The sequence below is a fragment of the Citrifermentans bremense genome (assembly GCF_014218275.1).
In the GTDB taxonomy this organism is placed as follows: Bacteria; Desulfobacterota; Desulfuromonadia; order Geobacterales; family Geobacteraceae; genus Geomonas; species Geomonas pelophila.
The window spans coordinates 2,609,594-2,625,318 of the sequence record NZ_AP023213.1; the positions used below are offsets into that span (position 1 = coordinate 2,609,594).

Consider the following 15,725-nt stretch of genomic DNA (forward strand, 5'->3'; position numbering starts at 1 on the left):
CTCGATCGAAGAGCTAGAACTTGATCTTCGGGGCAACCTTCGCCCCCTCTTCCGCCTTGAAGGGCTCCTTGCGCGGCAGGTGCAGCAGCAGCGAGTTGGTAAGGGAGTTGGGGAAGCTGCGTATCGTGGTGTTGAAATCCTGCACCGCCTGGTTGTAGCGCACCCGCGCCACGTTGATGCGGTTTTCGGTTCCCTCCAGCTGGTTCTGCAGGTCCATGAAGTTCTGGTTCGCCTTTAGGTCGGGGTAGCGCTCCACCACCACCATCAGCCGTGACAGGGCGCCTGACAACTGCGACTGGGCCTGCTGGAAATTCTGCATCGCCTGCGGGCTGTTGATGGCCTCCCGGGTCACCTGCACCGAGCCTACCTTGGCCCTTGCCTCGGTGACGGCGGTGAGCGTCTCGGCCTCGTGCTTCGCGTACCCCTTCACCACTTCCACCAGGTTCGGTACCAGGTCGGCGCGCCTTTGGTACGCTGCCTCGACGTCGCCCCAGGCGGCGAAGACCGCCTCCTCCTTGGCCTGCATGGTGTTGTAGCCACATCCGGAGAGTCCTAGCAGGGTGGCAAGCGCGAGTATCATTAAGATGGCTCTTTTCATGTTTTCATCCTCCTTGAATATCATGAGCACAATAATAATCATGGCCGGGGTAAATGTCACCCTACCTAAGGAGAAAGTTGAAAAATGAATTTGTCCGGGAGAAGGAGGATGGACGGAAGCCGTGTGAACGACGGGCCCAGGGATCAGGGAAGGTAGCGGGTGCCGTCGGCAAGGGTGCGGTAGGCCAGGACGTAGAGGGCGGCGTTCCAGGACTGCCTGGGCATTCCCATCGGCTCTCCGGTCTCTCCCTGGAACCATTCGTTGAACTCCCACCCGTTCACCCGGTTCGTGCGGGCCAGCTTCTCCAGTTCCGACCACGCCTGCCCCGTGCGCCCTAGGCGCGCCAGGAGCAGCACCCAGAACCCGCCCACGAAGGGCCAGGCGCCCCCGTTGTGGTACTGCCAGGCGAGGTTCTGCCGGTGACGCTGCATGTAGGGGCGCCAAAGGCGCGAGCCTGGGCGGATAGGGTCTCCAACCACCCTGATGGGATGCGGCTGGTTCGCCTTAAGGGCCAAAAGCGCCTCCACCGCCTTGTCGCCGGTGGAGGGGGGGCTGACCCCGACCAGGTGGGCCATGATGTTGCCGAAAACGTCTATCTCCTCCCCCCAGTCGGAGAAGTTGACGAAGCTCAGGTAGAACGGCGTAGGTTTGCTGCGGTTGCGGATGTAGTGGACCAGCAGGCGTGCGCGCTTGTGCGCGGGGACCGTCCTGCCGAAGGGGGAGAGGAGCGTGTTCAGGTACTCTTTGGTCTCTGCCGCGGTGGGAAGGGCGTACAGGGTCTTCACCCAGTACCAGAGGACGTTGGTGTAAAGGACGTACCCCGCCCGCGGCATGATGTCGGCCCAGTCGCTTGCGTCCAGTTGCTGGAGCAGGCGCCAGACCTGGTGCTCCTGGCAATTGAGCCAGGAAAGAGCCAGGGTCGTCTGCGGGGCAAGCCGCTCTCCAAGCCTTGCCTCGGGAAGGAAGCGGTCCATGACGCGTATCGCGATCAGCCACCACAAGGTGGCGTCGATGCAGCCGGAATACCAGAAGTCAACCTCGCCCGACTCCGGCTTCACGTACTTCGGTATCTGCCCGTTTACGGCCTGGTACCGGGCCAGGGTCAAGAGCCCTTCCACTGCGGTGCGCCCAAGCTCGGCATCCCCCGACGCGGCCATCCCCAGGGCACAGATGGAGGCGTCCCGGCCGAAGATGCTGGTGTAGTTGCGCCCCTCCGACCTCGGGTTCTTTCCAGAGGCCAGGATGCCGCCCGGCGTGGAATTCTCCCGCAAAAGGGCCAGCGCCTCACGGTAGCACTCCGTCATCAGTTCATGGTCCATCACGGTTACCTCTTCAGCGCCGACGGTGAGGCTCCTCGCGAAGCGGCACCATCTGGTAGCTTGCCTTCCCCTTTCTCACCCGCACCACGAGGATGTGGTACACGGTCTCCCCGTTGCGGGTGAACCACACCAGGGGCGCGCCGGCGCCGCCGGCGATGAAGGCCGGGATGCCGGCGAATACGGAGCGGTCATAGAGGTGGGAGTGGGCGAAGAAGAGCCCCTGCGCCCGGCTTCCTTTCAGGATCATCTCGAGTTGTTCCGCTCCCTTCTTAAAGGTGTGCCCGCGCCAGCGCCCGGTCCGGGGGGGGATGTGCATGGCGGCGAAAACAGCGGCCGGAGCCGAGGCAAGCTCCCCGCGCAGAAGCTCCTGCTCCGGGGGGCGCAGCTCGCCGTCGGCGTTGTCGAGGGCCACCAGCCTGAAACCGAGCCGGGGGATATCGAGGGTGAAGTTGAGGGGCCCGACATAACGCGGGAAGATCTCCCGGTTTTCGTGGTTCCCGATAACCACGAAAATCGGGAGCTCGGGCACTTGCCGCTGCAGCAGCGCCAGGAATTTTGCCGTTTCGGTCTCGCTACCCTCGTCGGAGTAGTCGCCGGCATGCAGGATGAAAAGTGGGTTGTAGGATCGCGCCAGTTCCAGCAGCTTGGAGAAGGTCCGGTCCCCGCCGCGGCTGTCGCCAAGTACCACGAAGCTGAAGTCGTCGGCAGGCGCCTTACGGGCCTTTGCCGCCAGGAGCACGCTGGAGCGCTGGTGGAGAGTCTCGCCGCGGCACAGTCCCGAGAATGGGGAGATTAGCAGCAGCACGAGTACGAGCAGTCTTAAAACGGGAGCAGATGCTCTTAGAGACGGGATCATCATCGTTGGCGGGAACCTTCGGAAGGTGACAGAAGCGGGTTCATCGGTGTGGCTGGCGGGAACCACGTATCAGCCATTTGCCGCGTTGCGCCTGGAGCTTTCGACGCAGAGTCTGCACAGCTCCTCAATCGTCTTCACTTCGTCTTCTGTCAGCCCTTCAAGGTCCGGAAGCAGATAGGACCTGCAATCGCAACAGCGGCAAAGCATTCCAAGATCGTGGGTTGATGCATTCCGAGCCATGGCAAAACCCCAGACAGTATTTGTGTTTTTTAACCTGCAACAAGCTAACATAAAAAAAATCTGGAAGCAACGCCTATGTCAGCAGCAACCGGCAGAGAGATTCGCAGCTAGCTCTTGGTCAAGCGGCGCTTCTTTCCGGACTCATTCCTGGCCACCTTGGCAACGCGGCTATTTTTGTGACCGGAGCGGGCACTGGCGACTTTAGCGGTGCGGCTGCCGGGGCGGGCCTTGGCGAGATGCCGGTCCGCCTTCTTGGTGGAGCACTTGGCAGCGCGCCGGTCGATGCCCCACTTGGAGTGGGAGGCGGCCTTGCTGCGCCGGACCGGTATCTCGATGACCTCGGCAGCGGAAGCCAGGAGCACCCGGTTCCTGATCTGCGGCAGCTCCGCCACCGGGACGGGCTGCGGCAGCTGGCTGCCGGGGGCCCTGAAGTCGGCGGCGGCGTAGGTGGAGATGTCACGGCGCAGCTGGTTGAAGCTCTTTACGTTGCGGTAATCCTCCCTCCTGGTCAGCATGATCACGAAGAGGTCCTGTTCGGGGTCGATCCAGATCGAGGAGCCGCTGTAACCGGTGTGCCCAAAGGAGGAGTCGGAGAAAAAGCTACCCTTCGGGGCCGAGAAGGGCGAGGACATGTCCCACCCCAGGGCGCGCTTGACGCGCCCGTTGTTGCAGAGGTAAGGGGTGGTCATCTGTGCCACCGCCTGCTCGGACAGGATGCGCCTGCCGTCGAGGGTTCCCTTGCCCAGCAAAAGCCTTGCATAGCGGGAGAGGTCGTGTGCCGAGCTGAAGACGCCGGCATGCCCGGCAACCCCACCCAGCCGGCGGGCGTTTTCGTCCTGAACCACGCCGCCGCGGTTGCCGGAGGTGGGAGCGATCTCGGGAACCAGGGCCGCCGGAGGAAGGAACTGGGTCACCCTGGTCCCCAGAGGTTCGTAGATCTCTTCCTTGCAGAAGACGTCCAGCGGCTCCCCGGAAACCCTGCGTACCAGTTCTCCCAGGAGGATGAAATTGATGTCGGCGTAATCGAAGGAAGTCCCGGGGCTCTTCCGGGCGAGTTGCGACGCGGCCTTCCTTATCACCCCCTGGATCGGCTGGCTGGAGCCGACGTGGACGTCGGCAAGGCCGGAGGTGTGGGTTAAAAGGTGCAGCACGGTGAGCTGCGATCCCTCGAATTCGGGAAACCAGCGCGAAACGGGATCGGCTAGGTTGATCTTCCCCTCGTCGAGGAGCTTTATCACCGCGGGGGTAGTGGCCACCACCTTGGTGAGCGAGGCCAGGTCGAAGACGGTGCGGTCCGTGATCGGCTCGGCGCCGGCTGCGGAACGGACCTGGCCGCGGGAGGCGGTGGCCAGGATCCCTTCGTGGTTGCCCACCACGACGACTCCACCTGCGATCAGGTTCTCGGACATCGCCCTTTCCAGCAGCAGATCGAGGTTGGAGACCAGCCCGGGAGGAACCGGGTCCACGGAGGCGAACAGGTCCTGGGGAACCAGCAACGGGAAAAGCATGAGTATAAGGATGATGACGCGCACGGGCTTCCTTTTGTGTTCTGTGTCTGGGTCGAAAGCGGCAGAGCCTGTGAAGGAACCAGCGGATTGCGCCTTCGAGCTACGGGGGTTGCCGCGGTTGAGCTGCGGACTTGCGCTACGATACAGGAGCAGGCCTGAAAAAAATGTGATGTAAGTCACCGTTTCGGCGTGGTGCGGGGAACACTTGAGGAGGAACATGCCAAAAGAGGCCCCGGAAACTTACCGGGGCCTCTTTTGTGCTTCTGGTTTGCGCTAAGCGCCTACTTCATGCTGGGGAGGTCATGCACGTCGAGGTGGCAGCCCAGGCATTTCGGGAAGCGATCCAGGATCGACTTCGGATGCGGAGCCTTGTGGCACTCGGTGCACTGCGGCACGTAGCCGTGCTTGTCCCTGTGGCAGGTCGCGCAGTTGACCTTGGCGTGCTTGCTCGGGGTCTTCTTCCATTTCTCGTAGATCTTGCCGTGGCAGGCGCCGCAGGTCTGCGCCGGCTCGGGGCTCGGGTAGTGGATGCTCTTCGGCTGGTGCACCGGGTGGCACTTGAGGCAGGTCTCGATCGGCTGCTCCTTGTAGTGCGGCTTGTGGCAGTTGAAGCAGGTGGGGATGTAGCCGTGCGAGGTGTGGCACCTGTCGCAGGAGACCTTGCTGTGCTTGCTCGGGAATTTGACCAGCTCTTCCTTCTGCGCCGGGTGGCAGGTGGCGCAGGTATTGACGAGCCTCGGGGTCATGGCAACCTTGCCGGGGCTGTGCGGGTTGTGGCAGGTGGAGCAGTCCTTGTTGGCGGGCCCGTGGATCTCGGTGTGGCAGGAGGCGCACTTGGGCATGATCTCGTCGTAGTTCCCCTTCTTCGGGTTGTACGCGTGGATGGTCTTGTGGCACTGCTGGCAGTCGAAGCGGTGCCTGCCGCCTGCGTCCTTCAGCGCGCCGAAGACAGTGTTGTGGCACTGGGCGCATTGGACCGGGCTGAGCGGTGCGGGCATAGTGGCGTACAGCTCAGCCTTTACCGGGATGTCGACGGTCGCAACCTTGGCTGCGAAGGCAGTGGAAGCGGCTAGAACCACCCCCAAAAGCAACAGCGAGAGCCAGCTGGATTTCGCCAGTGCGCTACATACTTTCTTCTTCATCTCTCCTCCAGAAAATAACAATGTATTCACAATCCGACTGATCCTAATACTACCTAAGCGGACCCTCTGTCAAGCGAGAGTTGTTGCTACGATCTGCGAGCGGGAGGATCGGGCGGGAAGAAGGGACGGAACTTCTAGAGCCGGTTCAGATCTTCGTGGGGCTCGTCGGAGGGATTTATGTGTATCATCACGTCGCCCACGTTATTGAAGTGCTCGAAGATATCTTCCTTCACCTGGGTGGCGATGGCGTGCGAGCGCTTCACAGTCATCTCGGGGTCCATGTCCAGTTTCAGGTCAACGATGAGAAACTGCCCGGAATGCCGGGCCCTGATCTCGTGCACCAGGTCGACCCCCTCCACCCTCTCGGCCAAAAGCGTGATGGCGCGCAGCAGTTCCTGCTCGGGCTGGCCGTCCATCAGTTCGTGCGCCGAGGAGCGGAAGGTCTGGTAACCGATGTGGAAGATGAAGAAGGAGGTGATGCCGGCAGCGATGGGATCCATGGCGGAGGCGCCGAAATAGGCGCAGCCGACGCCGATCAGGGTGGCGACCGAGGTGACGGCGTCCTTTCTGTGGTCCTTGGCGATGGCGAGGAGCGCCGGGCTCCCCAGGGAGCGCCCCACCCGGATCGAGTAGCGGTAAAGGACTTCCTTGACCACGATGGTCACCGCTGCAGCCAGGACCGCGATCAACGCGGGCTTGGGATAGGTCCCGTGCACCAGGGTGGCGAGGGCGCCGTAGAGGATCCAGGCGCCGGTGGCGCCGATGATGATGGAGACGAAGATGGCGGAAAGGCTTTCCGCCTTGCCGTGGCCGTAGGGGTGGTCCTCGTCGTAGGGCTTGCGTCCGAGTTTCAGCGCGATAAGGGTCATACCTATCGCTATGAAGTCGCAGGCGCTCTCCACGCCATCGGCGAAGACAGCCTCGGAGTCGCCGTAATGGCCCGCCGCAAGCTTCATGATCATGAGCATGGCGTTGAGCCAGAAGCCGACCCTGATGGCGCGGTCCGCCTTATTGAAGCGCTCGCCCCTCAGCACTTCGGCACCTCGCGCAGATCCTTCACGGTGAGCTGGAGGCTCCTCTTCCCGTTCCAGACGTTGATCCCTGGGGAAAAGACCAGGTCGACCCGTTCCGCCCCACCCTTGTCGGCGAGCCCGAAGGCGATGGCATCGAAGGCACGACCGCCATGAACCACCTTGAGCTTCAGGTGCCCTCCCTTAAGGACCCGGCAATCTTCGACCCGCGCCCCCCTGATCAGAAAGAGCGGCTCGGGGTTCCCCATGCCGTAGGGCTTCAAACGCTCAAGTTCGGACACGAGCGCCTCGTCCACAGCGCCCGGGGGGAGCTCCAGGTCGTAGGGAAGGACCGGGGTAAGGGCCTCGGCGTCGAGCGTCTGGGCCGCTTCCTCGAAACTCGAGCGGAAGGATTCCAGTTCCTCCTGAGCGATGGAGAGCCCCGCCGCGTGGCTGTGCCCGCCGAAGCGCAGAAGGTGCTTGCCGCAGCTCCTGATGGCATCCAGGAGATGGAAGCGGGAAATGCTGCGCCCGGACCCCCTCCCGGTCTCCCCCTCGAAGGCGAACAGGATCACCGGGCGGTGGAACAGTTCCACGATGCGGGACGCCACGATGCCGATCACCCCCGGGTGCCAGAGTTCCGACCCCAGCACGATGCTGTTTCTCCCCCGGCAGGCCCCCTGCTCCAGCATGGCGCGCGCCTCTTCGAGGGTGGCCCGCTCCAGCGCCTGGCGCTCGGCGTTGCTGTCGTCAAGAAGCGACGCGATCTCTTTGGCCCGGACAGGGTCGCCGGTCAGTAAGAGTTCAAGGCCCAGGGCCGCATCCTCCAGGCGCCCGGCGGCGTTTATCCGCGGGGCGAGCCGGAAGCCCACTGCGCCGCAGCCGACCTCCCCGGTCACGCCGGACACCTCCTTGAGTGCGGCGATGCCGATCCGGGAGCCGGACGTGAGCTGCTTCAGCCCGTAGCTCACCAGGATCCGGTTCGCCCCCAGAAGGGGCACCACGTCCGCGACGGTTCCAAGCGCCACCAGGTCGAGGTACTGCTTCAGATCCGGCTCGCCTTCAGTGAAACGGCCATCGGCGCGCAGCCTCGCGCGAAGCGCGATCAGGAGGTGGAAGGCGACCCCCACACCGGCTAACGACTTGAACGGGAAGGGGCATCCCGGCTGCAGCGGGTTGATCACGGCTAGAGCATCGGGGAGGCGCTCACCAGGGGCGTGGTGGTCGGTGACGATGAGATCGATGCCGCTGTCGCGGCAAAGGTCCCCCTCCTCGACCGAGGTGATGCCGCAGTCAACGGTGACGATGACGGTCGCCCCACCCTGCCCCGCCGCGGCGACCCCCTGCGGGGAGAGCCCGTACCCCTCGGTGAGGCGTTTGGGGATGTAGTGGAAGCAGTCGATGCCGACGGCCCGGAAAAAGCTGATCAAAAGCGCGCAGGCGGTGACACCGTCCACGTCGTAGTCGCCGTGCACGCAAACGCGCTCTCCTTGCAAGCGCGCCTTGACAAGCCGCTCTACGGCCTCGGCCATCCCCTTCATCAGCATAGGGTTTTCCAGCCCGGAAAGAACGGGAGAGAGGTAGGCTTTCGCCCCCTTCTCTCCGTCGATGCCGCGGTTGGCCAGAAGCCGCGCCAGTAAAGCCGGGAACCCGGAGCGGGTGAGCGCCTCGACGGCGCCGGGGTCGGCCTCGCGGGGCCGCCATGTCTTGTGGGTTACAGGTTGCATCCGTACTCCGGGTTGCCGCCGGCCTGTGAGGGCGGCAGGGTTCAGTCAGGGGGAAATAATAGCATAAGGGCCGGGGGCCGGCGAATCTAATGGGAGAATAAAAAAAACCCGCCGGAGCGGGTTTTTCTCTTTGAACAGGGTTTGCTACTTCTTGAAGCTGGTCGGCATCTGGGTCAGGTTGGCCATGTCGTTCTTGATCTGCTGGGCCGTGGGGCTCGTGGAGTCGAACTGCAGGTACTTGGTCCAGACTTCCTTGGCCTTGTCGATCTGCTTCAGGTCCATGTAGTAGACGACGCCCAGGTTGTAGAGGCTTTGCAGGTGCTTGGGGTCGATGGATTGAGCCTTCTCGAAGTTGGCGATCGCCTTGTCGTACCAGCCGATCTTGCGGTACATGATCCCCTGGTCGGTCATGACGTTCAGGTTGTTGGGGTCGAGTTCCAACACCTTGGCGTAGGCGTTGACCGCCTTCTGGGGCTGGTCGGTGTCGAAGTAGTCGTTGCCCAGCTGGGTCCAGGCCTGCACGTTTTTCGGGTCCTGGGCCACGATCTTCTCGGCCTCGACGATGCGCCGCTGGTAATCGGTCGGTGAACCCGCTCCCTGCGGCACCGCCGCGTTGGAAGGGAGGTTCTTGTTGCCGGCCACGTTGAAGATGATGTAGCCGCCAAGCATGCCGACGATCAGAGCCACTATCAGGGTGAGTAAATTTTCCTTGCTCACGATGCCTCCTTAGGCCGCCTTCGCTTCGGTCGCTTCCGGGTTCTTCTCCCAGAGGGCGACGATCGGGCTGGCGACGAAGATGGATGAATAGGTTGCCACCACTACGCCGACCACGAGCGCGAAGGCGAAGTCGTTGATCACCTCGCCGCCGAAGAGATAGAGGGAGATGGCGGCCAGGAAGGTGGTGACCGAGGTGATGATGGTACGGGAGAGCGTCTCGTTGATGCTCCGGTTGAAGACGACGAACATCGGGTCCTTGAGGCTTTTGTGCATGTTCTCGCGGATACGGTCGAAGACGACGACGGTGTCGGTCAGCGAGTAGCCGGCGATGGTGAGGACCGCGGTGATCAGGAGGATGTTGACCTCCTTATGCAGCACGTAGAAGACCGCGATCATGGCGAGAACGTCGTGCATGGTGGCGACGACGGCGCCCACCCCGAACTTGAAGTCGAAGCGCCAGGCGATGTAAAGGATGATCCCGAGCATCGAGAGCGCCACGGCGATCAGGGTGTCTTTCTTCAGCTTCTCACCGATGGAGGGGCCGATCTCGGTGGAGCTTTCCACGGTGAACGGGTTGCCGGGGATCTGCTGTTTAAGCACCTCCTCCACGCTCTGCGCGGTCTTCTCGGACTTGTGCATCTTGACCAGGATCTGGTTGCCGCCGGTGATTTCCTGGAGTTCGACTTCGTGGATCCCCCCCTTGCCGAGCGCGTCGCGCACGATCTGCGTGGTGACCGGCTGGGTGAACTTCACCTGCATCGCGATGCCGCCGGAGAAGTCGATCCCCATGTTGGTGGTGCCGCGCCCGATGGCGATGACGCCCAAGATGCCGACGATGGCGACGATGCCGGAGATGATGAAGGAGATCTTCCTCAACCCCATGAAATCTATGTTGGTATTTCTCAGAAGTTCCATTGGTCTCCCCCTTATATGCTGAGTCTCTTCACGTGCGCACGCTCCAGGTAGGCGTCAAAGATGACCTTGGTGGAAACGAGCGAAGTGAAAAGGTTGATGATGATACCGAGGCTCAGGGAGACCGCGAAACCCTTGACCGGGCCGGTGCCGAACTGGAAGAGCACTGCGGCGGTGATGAGGGCGGTCACGTGCGAGTCCATGATGGTGAGAAACGCCTTGTCGTAGCCGGCGTCGAGCGCAGCGTGCGGCGTCTTGCCGAGCCTCAGCTCCTCCCTGATCCTCTCGAAGATGAGGACGTTGGAGTCAACCGACATGCCGACCAGAAGGACGATAGCGGCGATACCCGGGAGGGTGAGCGTTGCGCCGAGCGCCGAGAGCGCGCCCATCAGGAAGAGGATGTTGAGCACCATCCCGAAGTTGGCGACCATGCCGCAGAGCTTGTAGTAGACCGCCATGAAGCCGACGACCAGAAGGACGCCGATGAGACCGGCCATGAGCCCCTTGTGGATCGAGTCCTTACCCAGGGAAGGTCCTACCGTCACGTTCTGCAGGATCTTGACCGGTGCGGGAAGCGAACCGGCGCGCAGCACGATGGCAAGGTCGGCCGCTTCCTTCTCGGTGAAGGAGCCGGAGATCTGGGCGCTGCCGCCGGAGATCCTCTCGCGGATCACCGGAGCGGAGTAGACGTTGTTGTCGAGCACGATGGCGAAGCGCTTGCCGACGTTGGCGGCGGTCACCTGATCGAAGAGCCTTGCGCCGGTCGAGTTGAAGTCGATGGCGACGTAGGGCTGGTTGTACTGGGAATCGATGCGGATCTGCGCGTCGGTCAACAGGTCGCCGGTGATGATCGCCTTCTTCTTGACCACGATCGGGGTTTCGGAGACCGCCCCGGTCGTGGCGTCGGCCCTCTTCTCGTAGAGGAGCTCGTCGTCCATCGGGATGCTCGAAGCGGTGGCGGTGGCGGCATTGACTGTCTCGTCCACCAGCTTGAACTCGAGGCGGGCGGTCTTGCCAATCAGGTCGATGGCGCGCTTGGGATCCTTGATGCCGGGGAGCTGCACCACGATGTTGGTCAGCCCCTCGCGCTGGATCACCGGCTCGGAGACGCCGAACTGGTCGATCCTGTTCCTTATGGTCTCAAGGGCCTGCGCCACGGCGCGGTCCTTTCTCACCTGGGCCTCTTTCTCGTTGATGCGTACCTGCATCGCGATGAAGCCGGCCTCGTCGGTCGCAGGCTGGATCTGCATGTCGGGGTACTTCTTCTTGATCAGGGCCTGCGCCGCGTCGGCGCTGCCGCGGTCGTACAGGACGAGCTGCACCTTGTCGTTGCCGACGCGGGCGATGCTCTTGTAGCGGAGGTTCTGCTGGGTGAGCGAGTCTTCCAGGTCGGTCGCGACCAGGTCAAGCGACCCCTCCACGGCCTTCTCGGTCTCGACCCCCATGACTAGGTGGGTTCCCCCCTGCAGGTCGAGACCCAGATGGATCTTGTCCTTGGGGAGCAGTCCGCTCCACCAGGAGGGGAGCGTGTCGACGAGCGTCGGCGTCAGGTAGACGAACGAGGCGATGATGAAGAGGAGAATCAAAGATATGCGCCAGGTATAACCCTTCATGGGAAAAGCTCCTTTCGGAAAAATTGAATCAGTGCACTAGTCCTGCTTGATCGACGCAATGTACCCCTTGTTGATCCTGACGTTGACGCCGGGGGCGATCTCCAGGGTAACCACCTGGTCGTCGAGCGCGGTCACCTTGCCGTGCATGCCGCCGGCTGTCACCACCTGATCCCCCTTCTTGAGGGCTTCCAAAAGCGCTCTGTGTTCCTTGGCCTTTTTCTGCTGGGGCCTGATCAGCAGAAAGTAGAAAATGGCGAACATGAACACCAGCGGGATCAACCCCTGGAACTGCGCCATCATCCCTCCTGCCTGCGCGCCCGCATCCTGGGCCGCATTTGCAACCGCCACACCAAACATGTGTTACCTCCTGGATTTGAATTCCATCCGTCTTTTTCAACGCAAAAGCGATAAAGCTTCGAGACACTCTCCCCGGAGGGGTAAGTGCGTGTATTTAGTCAACAGCGGAGCTAGAGCAGCGAACCACGCGCCGCGTAAAAATCATTCCTGAAGCTGGCAAATTCCCCGCGTCCGATGGCGGCGCGTATCTGCGCCATAAGATCGAGGAAGTAGTGCAGGTTGTGCCAGCTGTTCAGCCGTGAGGCCAGTATCTCCTGGCTGCGGTACAGGTGGCGCAGGTAGGCGCGACTGTAGTTCCTGCAGACGTAGCAGCTGCAGGCGGGATCTATCGGGGACTGGTCCTCCGCGTAGACGGCCGCCTTGATGTTGATCCTGCCGAAGCTGGTGAAGAGCGCCCCGTTTCTGGCGTTTCTGGTGGGCATGACGCAGTCGAACATGTCGAAGCCGGCGTTCACCGCCTCCACCAGGTCCTCCGGGGCGCCGATCCCCATGATGTAGCGCGGGGAGTTCTCCGGGAGGATGTCGGAGCACTCATGCATCATCCGGTGCATGACCTCCTTCTCCTCGCCGACCGACAGCCCGCCTAGGGCGTAGCCGTCAAAACCGATGTCGGTGATCTGTCTCGCGCTCTCCCGCCTAAGTTCCGGGTGCATCCCACCCTGGACGATGCCGAAAAGGGCCTGGTCCGGCCTTTGGTGCGCCTTCTTGCAGCGCAGGGCCCAGCGGGTGGTTAGTTCCAGCGACTTCTGCACGTAGGAATACTCGGCAGGGTACGGGGGGCACTCGTCGAAGCACATGGCTATGTCGGCGCCGAGCGCCTCCTGGATCGCGATGGAGACCTCGGGCGAGATGAAATGCCGGGAACCGTCGATGTGGGAGCGAAAATTCACCCCCTCCTCCGAGATCTTCCTCAGCTCCCCCAGGGAAAAGACCTGGAAGCCGCCGGAATCGGTGAGCATGGGACGGTCCCAGTGCATGAAGCGGTGCAGCCCCCCCAGCCGCCCGATCAGCTCGTGGCCGGGGCGCAGGTAGAGATGGTAGGTGTTGGCGAGGATGATCTGGGAGCCCACCTCGACCAGTTCCTCCGGCGTCATCGCCTTTACCGTCGCCTGGGTGCCGACCGGCATGAAGATCGGGGTCTGGATGCTGCCGTGCGTTGTTGTCAGAGAGCCTAGGCGGGCAAGTGAGCCCGGGTCTTTCTTTATGAGTTCGAAGCTTATAGCTGCCAAAAATATCCCGTTTGCTGCCTGTATTCTTTGCTCCCCCTCCCCTTACCGACATCAATGTGGGGAGAGTTCGTTAGCCGATGAACATCGCGTCGCCGTAACTGAAGAAGCGAAAGCGCCTGGAAACCGCCTCGCGGTAGGCTTTCAGCATGGCCTCCTTGCCGGCGAATGCGCACACTAACATAAATAGGGTCGATTTGGGGAGATGAAAATTCGTTATTAAGGCGTCAACCACCCTAAAGCGGTATCCCGGCAGGATAAAAATATCCGCCTCCCGCTCGCCTGCTTCCAGTTCACCCGAGGCCGCAGCATGCTCCAGGGCTCTGAGCGAAGTGGTCCCCAGGGCCACTACCCTCCCCCCCCGCTCCTTGGTGCGGCGGATCGCGGCGGCTGTTTCCTGCGGTATCCGGTACAGCTCACGGTGCATGGTGTGCTGGGAGAGGTCCTCCACCCGGACCGGCATGAAGGTCCCTAGCCCCACGTGCAGCGTAACCGGGGCGATCTCGACACCCCTCTCCCTGATCTCGTCCAGGATCGCGGGGGTGAAGTGCAGCCCGGCCGTGGGGGCTGCGACCGCACCCTTCTCGCGCGCGAACACGGTCTGGTAGCGCTCCAGGTCCTCCCCCTCAGGCGCCCTTTTGATGTAGGGGGGAAGCGGCATGCTGCCGGTCCGCTCCAGCCAGGACATGAAGTCGGGGCTCCCCTCGAAGAGGACCCGCCAGTCGCCGCCGTCGCGACCGAGCACGGTCGCGGTCACCCCGCCGGGAAGGATGACCCGGCAGCCGTCCTTGGGGCTCTTGGACGCCTTGATCAGGCAGCTCCAGCACTCAGGCTCCCCGGGGACCCTGCGCACCAGGAAGATCTCGACCCCTCCCCCGGACTCCTTGTTGCCGTGAAGCCGCGCCGGGATGACGCGGGTGTCGTTCAGGACCAGGAGGTCTCCAGGCGAAAAATGCGCGGCGATGCCCGCCACGGTCCCCTCGCCGATGGCGCCGCTTGAGCGCTCGAGGGTCAGAAGCCTTGCGCCGTCCCTGCGGCTTGCCGGGTGCTGGGCTATCAGCTCCGGGGGGAGTTCGTAATCGAAATCGGAAAGGAACATGCTAGCGGCCGTACCCGTCGGAAAGCTTCACGCCCGGGTAGTAGTAGCTCAGGATCTCGCGGTAGTCGAACCCCTCGTTGGCGCGCCCCTTGGCGCCCCACTGGCAAAGCCCCACGCCGTGGCCGGAACCGGAGCCGGTGATGGAAAGCTCGTCGCCCGACTGGCGCAGATCGAAGTTGGTGCTCTTCACGGCGCCGTAGCCTAGCGCTTTTCTGAAGGCGACTCCGGGTACCGCCACCTTGCCGCGGGTGGATTCGACAAGAACCTCCTGCACCCGTCCGCTTTCGTTTCTGCCGCGCACCCGGCACTCCCTGATCCCGGCCACCTGGTAGCCGGCCGCGCGCAGCGAGGACTCCACCTTTTTCAGGGGGAGCTTCAATTCCCACTTGATCGGGTTCGCCCCCCCGCAGTAAAGACAGGCGACTCCCTGCAAATAAGGGACCGACATCCCCCAGACGTTCTTCGAACTCTCGGTGTGCCCGGCACAGTTGGAATGGTAAAAGGCCTGGATGGTCTTGCCGTCGTAGGTGAGCACCTGGCCTGCGGTCTCCTCGACGCCGCGTGCGGCGCGGCTGTCCTCTCCGTCCGCCCCGTCGTAAACCTGGTCCATGACGCTGGATTCCAGCTGGTAGGGGGCGCCGCGCCTGGCCTGCATCTGGAACACGGCGTAGGAACGGGCGATCACGGCCTGCGCCTTGACGGCCTCAATGGGCCAGGCAGAGGAGATCTCGCAGTTGATGAGCCCCACCAGGTACTCCTCGAGCGGCAGGTCGTTCACCACCAAAAGCCCCTTCTCCGCGGCGCTCACCTCCACTTTGGAGCGGTAACCCTTGCCGTTGACGATGAGTTTTCCTGCGGCAACGGCGATGAGGCGGTCGACGTTCTTGCCGTTGACCGACACGCCGCTGAAGGACCTTCTGACATCGAGGGGAAGTTCCAGGTCGAGGGGCTCGCCACGGCCGTCGGTCAGAAGGACTCCGGAGCCGTCAACCCTGACGCTCTCCACCCCCTTTAAGAGGGCCACCCTGACCGTTTCGGGACGCATCGCCGCGACGCTGCCGCCGGCCGCGAGGCAAATAAATAGTATGATCAACGCCCTGAAGAGACTCATATTTTCCGTATACAACAACCGTTTAGCTCGACGCAAAAAGCCCTAGATATAAACCATGGAACCGCCGACAAAGTCAATAATTTTATCGTTCTAACCAAACGGCGCCGCGCGCGATTGGCAAGTGAATTGCTTATTCTCTCATTAGAGCGATACCCAGCACCGCCCCGGCAGTCGCCTCAAGCCGCCAGGCGAGGCTAAGGGCGCGGAGTGACCCCTGTTTTTGCGCCACCGAAGGGGGCGCCAGGGGCAAATAACTGTTGCCAGAAACGCAAAAACAGGCTATATCGCTG

The 15,725-nt window shown here is 62.6% G+C and carries 14 protein-coding genes; all 14 read right to left on the bottom strand.

Annotated elements, in window-relative coordinates:
• Nucleotides 1-13 precede the first annotated feature (13 nt).
• Nucleotides 14-598 (bottom strand): LemA family protein, encoded by a 585-nt coding sequence (locus GEOBRER4_RS11495; protein ID WP_085815101.1) that lies wholly within the window; start codon nucleotides 596-598, stop codon nucleotides 14-16.
• A 143-nt stretch (nucleotides 599-741) separates the two neighbouring features.
• The gene (locus GEOBRER4_RS11500) at nucleotides 742-1,917 is read right to left on the bottom strand and encodes an amylo-alpha-1,6-glucosidase (RefSeq protein WP_185242409.1); all 1,176 of its coding nucleotides are present in this window, start codon (nucleotides 1,915-1,917) and stop codon (nucleotides 742-744) included.
• A gap of 13 nt (nucleotides 1,918-1,930) precedes the next feature.
• The gene (locus tag GEOBRER4_RS11505) at nucleotides 1,931-2,722 is read right to left on the bottom strand and encodes a metallophosphoesterase family protein (protein WP_226377767.1); all 792 of its coding nucleotides are present in this window, start codon (nucleotides 2,720-2,722) and stop codon (nucleotides 1,931-1,933) included.
• Between the two features lie 398 nt (nucleotides 2,723-3,120).
• Nucleotides 3,121-4,545 carry a serine hydrolase domain-containing protein gene (locus GEOBRER4_RS11510; protein ID WP_185242411.1) on the bottom strand — a complete coding sequence of 475 codons (1,425 nt, stop codon included), beginning with the start codon at nucleotides 4,543-4,545 and terminating at the stop codon, nucleotides 3,121-3,123.
• A gap of 257 nt (nucleotides 4,546-4,802) precedes the next feature.
• The gene (locus GEOBRER4_RS11515; RefSeq protein WP_185242412.1) at nucleotides 4,803-5,663 is read right to left on the bottom strand and encodes a cytochrome c3 family protein; all 861 of its coding nucleotides are present in this window, start codon (nucleotides 5,661-5,663) and stop codon (nucleotides 4,803-4,805) included.
• A 134-nt stretch (nucleotides 5,664-5,797) separates the two neighbouring features.
• Nucleotides 5,798-6,697: a cation diffusion facilitator family transporter gene (locus tag GEOBRER4_RS11520; RefSeq protein ID WP_185242413.1), complete on the bottom strand. Its 900-nt coding sequence runs from the start codon at nucleotides 6,695-6,697 to the stop codon at nucleotides 5,798-5,800.
• Nucleotides 6,691-8,400, bottom strand: coding sequence for a single-stranded-DNA-specific exonuclease RecJ (recJ, locus tag GEOBRER4_RS11525; protein WP_185242414.1), 1,710 nt, complete (start codon nucleotides 8,398-8,400; stop codon nucleotides 6,691-6,693). Before recJ ends, GEOBRER4_RS11520 begins: the two co-directional genes overlap by 7 nt.
• Before the next feature lie 144 nt (nucleotides 8,401-8,544).
• Nucleotides 8,545-9,117, bottom strand: a complete 573-nt coding sequence (locus GEOBRER4_RS11530; RefSeq protein ID WP_185242415.1) for a tetratricopeptide repeat protein — start codon at nucleotides 9,115-9,117, stop codon at nucleotides 8,545-8,547.
• A gap of 9 nt (nucleotides 9,118-9,126) precedes the next feature.
• The gene (gene secF, locus GEOBRER4_RS11535) at nucleotides 9,127-10,032 is read right to left on the bottom strand and encodes a protein translocase subunit SecF (RefSeq protein ID WP_185242416.1); all 906 of its coding nucleotides are present in this window, start codon (nucleotides 10,030-10,032) and stop codon (nucleotides 9,127-9,129) included.
• An 11-nt stretch (nucleotides 10,033-10,043) separates the two neighbouring features.
• On the bottom strand, nucleotides 10,044-11,642 hold the full coding sequence (gene secD / locus GEOBRER4_RS11540; RefSeq protein WP_185242417.1) for a protein translocase subunit SecD: 1,599 nt from the start codon (nucleotides 11,640-11,642) through the stop codon (nucleotides 10,044-10,046).
• Nucleotides 11,643-11,678: 36 nt separating this feature from the next.
• The gene (gene yajC, locus GEOBRER4_RS11545) at nucleotides 11,679-11,999 is read right to left on the bottom strand and encodes a preprotein translocase subunit YajC (protein ID WP_085812469.1); all 321 of its coding nucleotides are present in this window, start codon (nucleotides 11,997-11,999) and stop codon (nucleotides 11,679-11,681) included.
• 110 nt (nucleotides 12,000-12,109) lie between these two features.
• A complete protein-coding gene (gene tgt / locus GEOBRER4_RS11550; protein WP_185242418.1) occupies nucleotides 12,110-13,228 on the bottom strand; it encodes a tRNA guanosine(34) transglycosylase Tgt in 1,119 nt (372 codons plus the stop codon).
• Nucleotides 13,229-13,298: 70 nt separating this feature from the next.
• Nucleotides 13,299-14,324, bottom strand: a complete 1,026-nt coding sequence (gene queA / locus GEOBRER4_RS11555; RefSeq protein WP_185242419.1) for a tRNA preQ1(34) S-adenosylmethionine ribosyltransferase-isomerase QueA — start codon at nucleotides 14,322-14,324, stop codon at nucleotides 13,299-13,301.
• Nucleotide 14,325: 1 nt separating this feature from the next.
• Entirely contained in the window at nucleotides 14,326-15,435 is a 1,110-nt protein-coding gene (locus tag GEOBRER4_RS11560) for a SpoIID/LytB domain-containing protein (protein ID WP_185242420.1), read from the bottom strand.
• Nucleotides 15,436-15,725: the final 290 nt, after the last annotated feature.

Bases quoted from the DNA above. Each gene is read 5' to 3' on its own strand.
- GEOBRER4_RS11495 (WP_085815101.1), bottom strand. From the start codon at position 598: ATGAAAAGAGCCATCTTAATGATACTCGCGCTTGCCACCCTGCTAGGA.
- GEOBRER4_RS11500 (WP_185242409.1), bottom strand. From the start codon at position 1,917: ATGGACCATGAACTGATGACGGAGTGCTACCGTGAGGCGCTGGCCCTT.
- GEOBRER4_RS11515 (WP_185242412.1), bottom strand. From the start codon at position 5,663: ATGAAGAAGAAAGTATGTAGCGCACTGGCGAAATCCAGCTGGCTCTCG.
- recJ (WP_185242414.1), bottom strand. From the start codon at position 8,400: ATGCAACCTGTAACCCACAAGACATGGCGGCCCCGCGAGGCCGACCCC.
- secF (WP_185242416.1), bottom strand. From the start codon at position 10,032: ATGGAACTTCTGAGAAATACCAACATAGATTTCATGGGGTTGAGGAAG.
- secD (WP_185242417.1), bottom strand. From the start codon at position 11,642: ATGAAGGGTTATACCTGGCGCATATCTTTGATTCTCCTCTTCATCATC.
- yajC (WP_085812469.1), bottom strand. From the start codon at position 11,999: ATGTTTGGTGTGGCGGTTGCAAATGCGGCCCAGGATGCGGGCGCGCAG.
- queA (WP_185242419.1), bottom strand. From the start codon at position 14,324: ATGTTCCTTTCCGATTTCGATTACGAACTCCCCCCGGAGCTGATAGCC.
- GEOBRER4_RS11560 (WP_185242420.1), bottom strand. From the start codon at position 15,435: ATGAGTCTCTTCAGGGCGTTGATCATACTATTTATTTGCCTCGCGGCC.